This window comes from Streptomyces sp. NPDC058459 (assembly GCF_042721685.1).
In the GTDB taxonomy this organism is placed as follows: Bacteria; Actinomycetota; Actinomycetes; order Streptomycetales; family Streptomycetaceae; genus Streptomyces.
Genome location: NZ_JBHXLV010000255.1, coordinates 1 through 8,444 on the forward strand (window position 1 = coordinate 1; position 8,444 = coordinate 8,444).

9 protein-coding genes and 1 pseudogene are annotated in these 8,444 nt (G+C 74.1%); 5 read left to right on the top strand and 5 right to left on the bottom strand.

Annotation, left to right across the window (positions count from 1 at the left end):
* Positions 1-21 precede the first annotated feature (21 nt).
* From ACFWN1_RS29630 to ACFWN1_RS29645, 4 genes are all read left to right on the top strand, one after another.
* Positions 22-699: an AIM24 family protein gene (locus tag ACFWN1_RS29630; RefSeq protein ID WP_384368604.1), complete on the top strand. Its 678-nt coding sequence runs from the start codon at positions 22-24 to the stop codon at positions 697-699.
* A gap of 175 nt (positions 700-874) precedes the next feature.
* Positions 875-1,915, top strand: coding sequence for a tetratricopeptide repeat protein (locus ACFWN1_RS29635; protein ID WP_384368607.1), 1,041 nt, complete (start codon positions 875-877; stop codon positions 1,913-1,915).
* Complete coding sequence (locus ACFWN1_RS29640; protein WP_384368610.1) at positions 1,912-2,913, top strand: polyprenyl synthetase family protein; 1,002 nt, start codon at positions 1,912-1,914, stop codon at positions 2,911-2,913. Before ACFWN1_RS29635 ends, ACFWN1_RS29640 begins: the two co-directional genes overlap by 4 nt.
* A 261-nt stretch (positions 2,914-3,174) precedes the next feature.
* On the top strand, positions 3,175-3,849 hold the full coding sequence (locus ACFWN1_RS29645; RefSeq protein WP_384368613.1) for a DUF2238 domain-containing protein: 675 nt from the start codon (positions 3,175-3,177) through the stop codon (positions 3,847-3,849).
* Here the strand turns inward: ACFWN1_RS29645 and ACFWN1_RS29650 are convergent.
* Together ACFWN1_RS29650 and ACFWN1_RS29655 are read right to left on the bottom strand one after the other, a co-directional pair.
* Positions 3,825-4,319 carry a DUF6328 family protein gene (locus ACFWN1_RS29650; protein ID WP_384368616.1) on the bottom strand — a complete coding sequence of 165 codons (495 nt, stop codon included), beginning with the start codon at positions 4,317-4,319 and terminating at the stop codon, positions 3,825-3,827. The two genes, ACFWN1_RS29645 and ACFWN1_RS29650, sit on opposite strands and share 25 nt — an antisense overlap.
* 65 nt (positions 4,320-4,384) lie before the next feature.
* Complete coding sequence (locus tag ACFWN1_RS29655; RefSeq protein WP_384368619.1) at positions 4,385-5,269, bottom strand: SDR family oxidoreductase; 885 nt, start codon at positions 5,267-5,269, stop codon at positions 4,385-4,387.
* A 140-nt stretch (positions 5,270-5,409) separates the two neighbouring features.
* Between ACFWN1_RS29655 and ACFWN1_RS29660 the strand changes: the two genes are divergently transcribed.
* Positions 5,410-6,294, top strand: coding sequence for a LysR family transcriptional regulator (locus tag ACFWN1_RS29660; RefSeq protein WP_384368622.1), 885 nt, complete (start codon positions 5,410-5,412; stop codon positions 6,292-6,294).
* Position 6,295: 1 nt separating this feature from the next.
* Here the strand turns inward: ACFWN1_RS29660 and ACFWN1_RS29665 are convergent, their stop codons facing one another.
* From ACFWN1_RS29665 to ACFWN1_RS29675, 3 genes and pseudogenes are all read right to left on the bottom strand, one after another.
* Entirely contained in the window at positions 6,296-6,703 is a 408-nt protein-coding gene (locus tag ACFWN1_RS29665) for a hypothetical protein (protein ID WP_384368625.1), read from the bottom strand.
* 113 nt (positions 6,704-6,816) lie between these two features.
* Positions 6,817-8,025, bottom strand: coding sequence for an FAD-dependent monooxygenase (locus tag ACFWN1_RS29670; protein ID WP_384368628.1), 1,209 nt, complete (start codon positions 8,023-8,025; stop codon positions 6,817-6,819).
* A gap of 110 nt (positions 8,026-8,135) precedes the next feature.
* Positions 8,136-8,444 (bottom strand): annotated as a pseudogene (locus ACFWN1_RS29675) (ribonuclease HI); the annotation flags it as partial.

The window sequence follows — 8,444 nt, forward strand, 5'->3', positions numbered from 1 at the left end:
CGTCCGGGACACCATGCGCTCATGAAGGGTGACCTCTTTTCCAGTGAGCACATGATCCGTCCGGCCGTCGAGCCGGGAATGACGATCGAGAACGGCAAGTGCGTCAAGTACACGGTGGACGGGGAGATGCTGGCCCGCCAGGGGGCGATGATCGCCCACCGGGGCAGCCTCCAGTTCGAGCGCAAGGGCCAGGGCGTGGGCGGCATGCTCAAGCGCGCGATGACCGGCGAGGGACTGCCGCTGATGGTGGTGCGCGGGCAGGGTGAGGCGTGGTTCGCGCACGAGGCGCAGAACTGTTTCATCGTCGAGGTGGAGCCCGGCGACCAGTTCACCGTCAACGGCCGCAACGTGCTGTGTTTCGACTCCTCGCTGTCCTACGAGATCAAGACGGTGAAGGGCTCCGGCATCGCGGGCGGCGGCCTGTTCAACAGCGTGTTCAGCGGGCACGGCAGACTGGGCCTGATCTGCGAGGGCAACCCGCTGGTGATCCCGGTCTCGGAGCAGGCGCCGGTGTACGTCGACACGGACGCGGTGGTCGGCTGGACCGCGAACCTGCGGACCTCGCTGCACCGCTCGCAGTCCATGGGGTCGATGCTGCGCGGCGGTTCCGGCGAGGCGGTGCAGCTGATGCTCCAGGGCGAGGGCGTCGTGGTGGTCCGGCCGAGCGAGGCCACACCGCAGAGTCCACAACAGCACTGATCCCGTACGGGGGTCGCCCGTGCCACCCGGAGTGATCCGCGTCGCACGGGCAACCCCCGTCGCCGTACCGACGTCTTGACCGACGACCGACCACGCCCCGGCCCCCAGTGGACCGGGGCGATCCTTCCGCGTGCTATACGCGTCGCGTATACATGTGGTGTATAGAAAGGTTCACATGTACGGCAAGGCTTTCGCCCCGGAGTACCAGGGCGCCCTGACCACCCTGTCCGTCAATTCCTCACTGACCGAGGTGCTGGCCGAGGGCACCGAGCGGCTGCGGGAGGCCGAGCGGGCCGGGCACGCGGCCGAGGTGGCCCGCTGCGGGCTCGCGGTGGCCGAGGCGCACCGGCGGCTCGGCAGCACGGCGGAGGCGGACCGCGCGTGGAAGGCGAGCTACCGGGCGGCCCGAACGGCCGGGGACACCGCGGCGATGGCCTGGGCGCTGTGGAGCGGGGGCACACTGGCCAGGCAGCGCGGGGCGTTCCCGCTGGCCTGGCGGCTGCTGGGGCTGGCGGCCGAACTCGGCGAGCGGGGCGGCGACATCGTGGTCCGGGGCTACTCCCTGGCCGGGCTCGCGGAGACCGGGCGCATCCAGGGCGACTACGCGGCGGTCGGCCGGCTGCACGAACAGCTGCTGGCGGAGGCCCGCCGGCGCGGGGAGGCCCGGCACACGGTGTGGGCGCTGGAGGGCATCGCGCAGATGCACCGCAACACCGGGGACTTCGACCGGGCGTACGCCCTGTTCGAGGAGGCGGCGGAGATAGCGGACCGCGCTGACGACCGGCGCGGGCACGCCTGGGCGCTGCGCGGGCTCGCGGACATCCTCTCGGCGCGCGACGGCGACACCGGCCGCGCGCTGGAGCTGCTGTCGCGGGCGGAGGAGACCTGCCGGTCGATGAACCTGTCCAGCGCGCTCGCCTACAACCACAAGATGCGGGGCAACGTCTTCTACCGCGCCGGGCGTCATGAGGAGGCGCGGGACCTGTACGGCCTGGCGCTGTCGGAGTTCCGGACGATGGACGAGCCCCGGGGCGAGGCGCTGTCCCGCCTGGGCCTGGCCAAGTCGCTCGCCCGCCTGGGCCGCGATCCGGACGAGACGGCGGCCGAACTGGCCGATCTCGCTTCGGTGTTGGAACGTTCGGGGCTGCGGCACGCGCGGGAGATGGTGGCGCGGGCACAGGCCGAGTTCGCGGCCGAGGCGGAGGGTGCCCGGTGACGGCGGTGTTCCGCGCGGAGCGGAGGCAGACGACCCGGGTCCTGCGTGCAGCGGACGCGCTGGTGCGGCCGGCGCTGCGCGAGGCGGTCGCCGGGCTGCACCCGTGGCTCGCCGAGATGGCCGCGTACTCCTTCGGCTGGAGCGGCGGTGCGGAGGGCGGCGGCAAGGGGGTGCGGCAGGCGCTGGCGGTGCTGGGGGCGCGGGCGGCCGGTGCGGAGGCCGGGGCGGGAGTGCCGGGGGCGGTCGCGGTGGAGCTGGTGCACGCCTTCTCACTGCTGCACGACGACATCATGGACGGCGACGCGACCCGGCGCGGCCGCCCGGCGCTGTGGAAGGCGTACGGCACGGGCCCCGCCGTGCTCGCCGGGGACGCCCTGTTCGCGCTGGCGGTCGGCACCCTGGCCGAGGTGCCGGGCGGGGTGCGGCTGCTCTCCGGCGCGCTGGCCGACCTGGTGCGGGGGCAGGCCGACGACCTGCTGTTCGCCTCCCGGCCGTGGACCGGCCCGGAGGCGGTGACGCCCGAGGAGTACCGGGTGATGGCGGAGGGGAAGACGGGGGCGCTGCTGGGCTGCGCGCTGGCGCTCGGCGCGCTGCTGGGCGGGGCTCCGCGCCCGGTCGCCGACGCGCTGGACCGGGCCGGGCGGCACGCGGGGGTGGCGTTCCAGCTCGCCGACGACGTGCTGGGCATCTGGGGGCGCCCCGAGGTCACCGGCAAGCCGGTGGGCGGGGACCTGCGCGAGGGCAGGAGGACGTACCCGGTGCTGAGCGCGCTCGCCTCACCGGACGGCGCCCGTCTGCGCGGCCTGCTCGGGGCGCCGGGCCGTACGGCCGAGGCGGCGGCGCTGATCGAGGCGGCGGGCGGCCGCACGGCGGCCCTGTCCGAGGCCCGCGCACACATGGCCGCCGCCCGTGCGCTGCTCGACGGGCTGCCGCTGGAGCCGGGCGCGGCGGCCGAGCTGGGCGCCCTGCTGGACTCCCTCGCGGACCGCGAACGCTGAGCCGGACGGCCGGGGCGGCGGCCAGAGACCGCCTGTCGGGCGATACAGGCTGCCTCCGATGCCCGGCCGGCCGGGCAGCGGTCCGGCGCCTGGAGGAGTTGCAGCAGGCCATCGGCTCCTGAACTCACCGCCCTGCGCGGCGCGGTGGGCGACAGGCCCCAGGGACGTGCGGAGGGGGCATGAGTAGCGGTACTCATGCCCCCGCGGGCCGGGTGGCCGGACGATGGGGCGACCGACACCGTCCAGCCTCTGGAGCCCGCCATGACCGCAGTCCACCCCGACCGGACGTCCGTCCGCCGCCCGGTACCGCCCGCCGTGTTCGCCGGCGTGGCCGCCGTGGGTCTGGCAGTGTCGGCATGGGGCGCGCGGGACCGTACGACATGGTTCCTGGAGACCTTCTGGGTGCTGCTCGGGCTGCCGCTGGTGGTGCTCCTGTGGCGGCGCTTCCCGCTCACCGGGCTGCTGTGCGCGCTGCTCACCGGGCACGCCCTGGTGCTGGCGGTCGGCGGCCACTACACCTACGCGCAGGTACCGGCCGGCGACTGGGTGCGGGACACCTTCCACCTGTCCCGCAACCCGTACGACCGCTTCGGGCATCTGACGCAGGGGTTCGTGCCGGCGATCCTGGTGCGCGAGCTGCTCAGCCGGACCTCGCCGCTGCGCGGCAGCCGCTGGCTGGCCCCGCTGACGGTGTGCGCGTGCCTGGCCTTCAGCGCCTGCTTCGAGCTGCTGGAGTGGCTGGCGGCCGTGATCGGCGGGCACGGCGCCGACGCCTTCCTCGCCACCCAGGGAGATGTCTGGGACACCCAGTGGGACATGTTCTGCGCCCTCGTCGGCGCCGTGCTGTCCCTGCTCCTGCTGAGCAGGGTCCACGACCGCGCGCTGGCGGCCCTGACGGCCCCTACCGGACGTCAGTCGGGATCGGGGGACGTGTGACGCAGCCGGGCCCACATGGGCAGGCCGTACCAGCAGACCAGGTACCAGCACACGACGGACCCGACCAGCCACGGCACATAGCCGTCGTGCGTGGCCACCCGCAGGATCAGCAGCAGTGAGCAGGCCATGGTGGCCAGCAGTAGCACCAGGCCGATGAAGGTGAGCGCCCCGGCCAGCCGCACCGCCTGAGGCTTCACCCGGTGCCCGGAGACCAGGCGGTGCAGCGAGACCGGTCCGATGAGAGCGCCGGTCGCACAGGCGCCCAGGACGACGGTGACGATGTAGATGAACTGGTCGACGTGGGACAGCTGGGTGTACTTGGGCTGGAACACCACGGTGAGCAGGAAGCCGAACAGGATCTGTACGCCGGTCTGCGCGACGCGTACCTCCTGGATCAGCTCGCCCCACTTGCGGTCGGCCCGCTCTTCCGCTGTCTCGTCCCGCCCCTGGTGCGGTGCCTGCTCGGTCATGCGATCCCATTATCCGCGTAAACGTTCTTTCAAACTGTTCACCTGTCTGGCCTTGTCGTGTTTGTTCACTCGAAGTAGTGGCCCTCGGCCAGATCGGCGAGAAGGCCGGGCCCGGAGGGCCGCCAGCCGAGGCGTTCGCGGGTCAGGGCGCTGGAGGTGGGGTTGTCCACCCCGGCGAACCGGCCGAGGAACCCGAAGTGCTCCCCAGCCCGCTCCGGCTCCACACTCACCACGGGCACGTCCAGGTGCCGGCCGATGACCTCCGCGAGGTCCCGGAACCGTACCCCCTCCTCGGCGGCCGCGTGCCAGCGCGTACCGGCCGGCGCCTGCTCCAGTACGAGCCGGAAGAGCCGGGCGGCGTCCGGCCGGTGGACGCCGGGCCAGCGGTTGGCGCCGTCCCCGACATAGCCGGCGGCCCCCTTCTCGCGGGCGATCCGGATGAGTTGCGGCACGAAGCCGTGGTCGCCGCGTCCGTGCACGGAGGGCGCGAGCCGCACCACCGAGCCGCGCACACCCCGCTCGGCGAGCGCGACGGCGGCCTCCTCCGACGGCGTGCGGTGGGTACCGGGCACGGGCGCGTCGGCCTCGGTGACGAGGCGGCCCGCCGGGGCGATTGCGGTGCCGGAGGTCACCACGAGCGGTCGGCCGGAGCCCGCCAGCGCCGCCCCCATCGCCTCGATGGCCCGCAGGTCGGTGGCGCCGGCCGCGTCGAAGTCGGTGAAGTCGTGGACGAAGGCCAGGTGGATCACGCCGTCGGCGCCGTCCGCCGCGCGGGCCAGGCCCTCGGGATCGTCGAGGCCGCCCCGGAACACCTCGGCGCCCGCCTCCTTCAGCGCGCCCGCGCCGTCGTCCGAGCGGGCCAGGCCCACGACCTCGTGTCCGGCGCCGATCAGTTCGGGCACCACGGCGGAGCCGATGAACCCGGTGGCCCCGGTAACGAAAACACGCATGGTGACGCTCTCCTCGGATGGTCGGTGGAAGTGCCTCCATCGTCGGCCGGGCGGACCGCACCCGTCCAAGGCTTCTTTCGCATGGCGCAATACGCTCCGGGCATCACCGCTGCTCCACCGGGTGCCATAGGCTGGAGCGCATGTCCGACTTCGCGGATCTCGACCTCCGGCTGGTCAGGTACTTCACGGTCGTCGCCGGGCACCGGCACTTCGGCCGCGCGGCGGCCGCCCTGCACATCACCCAGCCCTCGCTGAGCCGCCAGGTACGGCGGCTGGAGCGGGAGCTCGGCGTCGAACTGCTCGACCGCACGCCGCAGGGCACCCGGCTCACCGAGGCGGGCGAGGTCTTCCTGCCGCGCGCCGAGGCCCTCCTGCTGGCCGCCCGGCAGGCGGCGACCGAGGCACGGGCCGCCGCCGAACCCACCCGGATCACCGTCGGCTACACCACGGGCGTGCTGGTCACGCCGGCCGTACGGGAACTTCGGCGCCGGTTCCCGGACGCGGACGTGCGCACGGCGTACACGCGCTGGCACGAGGCGCGGGACGCGCTGCTCGGGCACCGGATCGACGCGCTGGTGGCCCGGCTGCCGTTCGCCACCGACGGGCTGCGGGTGAGCGTCCTCTACGACGAGCCTCGCGTGGTGGTGGTCCCGCTGGACCACCGGCTGGCGGGCAAGGAGTCGGTCACCTTGGACGACATCGCCGACGAGCCCCTCCCCCGGGTCCCGGACCCGCTGTGGGACGCGTTCTGGCGGATCGACCCGCGCCCGGACGGGCGGCCCGCGCCGGACGGGCCGTTCATCGGGGATATCGAGGACAAGTTCGAACTGGTCGCGTCCGGCCAGGCGTTGGCCATCGTGGCGGCTGCTCCAGGGATGCCGGCGCGGCCCGATCTGGTCGCGATCCCGCTGCACGGAGTCGAGCCGTGCCATGTGGCGCTGGCGACGCGCGCGGGCGACAGCGGCCGCCTGCTCGCGGCGTTCCGGCGCTGCGCGGAGTCGCACCTGACCGGCGCCGAGCAGTGAGTCAGGGCGCCGACCGGGCCTGTACGAGCGGCCCGTAGCGGTCGGCCACCTCGTCCGGGCCGCTCCCGCGCGGGTACGGGCCGCGAGGAATGCCGTACCTGACGCCGACCCCGAGGAGCGCGGCGACGGCCAGTTCGGCGCGCAGGCCCGCGTCGGGGCTGCCGAGCCGGGCGGTGAGGCGGGCGGCGACCTGGGCGGGGAGGTCGGCGCGCGGGATGTCGCCTCGGTCGCCGTGCGGCGGGACGAAGGCGATGCGCGGCAGCGGGTCGGCGACCTGGTCCCGCCAGCCAGCCGGCCAGGCAGGACCAGGTGCCGCCCGAGGCCGGCGAGGGGCGCGTCGAGGAGGTCGTGGGCGCCGGTGTCGAAGGACATGACGCGGGCGGACAGAGAGTCCTTGTCGCCGAAGCACTTCCGCGGCAGCGGCGGGCGGATCCCGGCCCGTCGGCGACGGCCTTGAGGGTGCTGTCGGCATGCGCTTGCCGGGCCCGGCTCTACCGGCGCCGTGAGCGGGGGCGACGTGCCTCAGTCGCGGTGGGCCTCGCTGCGGGCATGCAGGGCGCGGGCCGCGCGGGGGCCGAGCCAGCGCTTGAGCCGGCGCAGCGGTTCGAGCTGCCCGGCGGCCTTGTCGAGGCCGTAGTAGAGCTGCGGCGGGACATGGGGCAGCAGCGGGGAGTGGCGCTGGCCGAGCAGGGCGAACATGCGGTGCGGAGGCAGATCGATGTAGCGGGGCAGGCTCTCGTACCAGCGGGCGCTGTAGCGGGCGGCGCTCTGCGCGGACAGCAGCTCGGTGCGGCGCCGCCTCTCGTAGTCGGTGAGGGCGTCGGGCAGGGCCGGGTGCTCGCCGAGGGCGCCGGCGAGGCACATGGCGTCCTCCAGGGCGAGGGTGGTGCCCGCGCCGATGGAGTAGTGGGTGGTGTGGGCGGCGTCGCCGAGCAGGACGAGGCGGTCCGTGTGCCAGGTGCGGTTGGTGAGGGTGCGGAAGTTCAGCCAGGGGACGCTCGCGCCGTCGCTGGTGCGGCCGATGAGTGGGTGGCCGTCGAGGAGGCGGGCGAAGAGCTTTTCCAGCAGGGCGAGTCCCTCGCCCTCGTCGGCGCGGTGCGGGCCGAGGCCGGTGAGGGTCTCCGGTGAGCACTCGATGACGCAGGTGCTGTGTCCGGCGTCGTACGGGTAGCCGTAGGCCCAGATCCAGCCGTGCTCCGTCTCGACGAAGGCGAAGGTGAAGGCGTCGAAGACCTTGGTCGTGCCGAGCCAGAGGAAGTGGTTACGGCCGTGTGTGACCTGGGTGCCGAGTGCGTCCGCGTACCGGGTGCGCAGGGCGCTGCCGATGCCGTCGGCGGCCACCACCAGGTCGGCTCCGGCGGGGAGTTCGGTGATCTCGCTCTCGAACTCCAGCCGTACGCCCAGGGTCCGGGCGCGCTCGGCGAGCAGTTCGAGGAGGCGGTGGCGGCCGATGCCGAAGCCCCGGTCCCCCGGCTGCCGGGTGCTCGCGTCCCGCACATGGGCGACGCCCTCGTTCCAGTGGACCGAGTTCTCCGCGATGGCGTCCGCCGACTCGGGGTCGTGGGCGCGCAGCCGGTCCATCAGCCCCTGCCAGTAGGTGACGCCCCAGCCGTAGGTGGAGCCCTCGGGGGCGCGTTCATGGACGGTGATGTCGTGGGACGGGTTCCGCCGCTTGAGCAGAATGGCGAGGTACAGGCCCGCGGGCCCGCCTCCGACGCAGACGACCTTCACGCACACACCCCTGGAAGTCACCGGAAGTAGTCGGTCAGCCTCGCAGGGTAGCAGTGCCGGGGCGCGACCGGGCCCGGAGGGCTCCGGCGGTGGCGATCAGGCGGTGCCGGTCAGGCGGTGGCGGTGCGGCACTCCGGGTGGCCCCAGCCCTGCGCGTTCTTGGCGATGGACTCGCCGGCCGCGTAGGAGCGGCCGCACAGGCAGCGACCGGCGAACTTGGCCTTGATGGTCCGCGCGGAAGCGGAAGCCGACGCGGATGCCGGTGCCGAACCGCCGCCGGCACGCCTGGGCGCCTTGCGGCGGGCCGGGGCCGGGGTGTCGGGCGAGGGCGGTGGCTCGGGTGAGCCGTGGGCGCTGCCCGCTGCCTCCTGCACCACGGCGGCCTGGCTGGCGGCGCGGTCCGCGAAGTCGTTCAGCGG

Coding starts and splice junctions, on each gene's coding strand:
- ACFWN1_RS29630 (WP_384368604.1), top strand. CDS start 22: ATGAAGGGTGACCTCTTTTCCAGTGAGCACATGATCCGTCCGGCCGTC.
- ACFWN1_RS29635 (WP_384368607.1), top strand. CDS start 875: ATGTACGGCAAGGCTTTCGCCCCGGAGTACCAGGGCGCCCTGACCACC.
- ACFWN1_RS29645 (WP_384368613.1), top strand. CDS start 3,175: ATGACCGCAGTCCACCCCGACCGGACGTCCGTCCGCCGCCCGGTACCG.
- ACFWN1_RS29650 (WP_384368616.1), bottom strand. CDS start 4,319: ATGACCGAGCAGGCACCGCACCAGGGGCGGGACGAGACAGCGGAAGAG.
- ACFWN1_RS29655 (WP_384368619.1), bottom strand. CDS start 5,269: ATGCGTGTTTTCGTTACCGGGGCCACCGGGTTCATCGGCTCCGCCGTG.
- ACFWN1_RS29660 (WP_384368622.1), top strand. CDS start 5,410: ATGTCCGACTTCGCGGATCTCGACCTCCGGCTGGTCAGGTACTTCACG.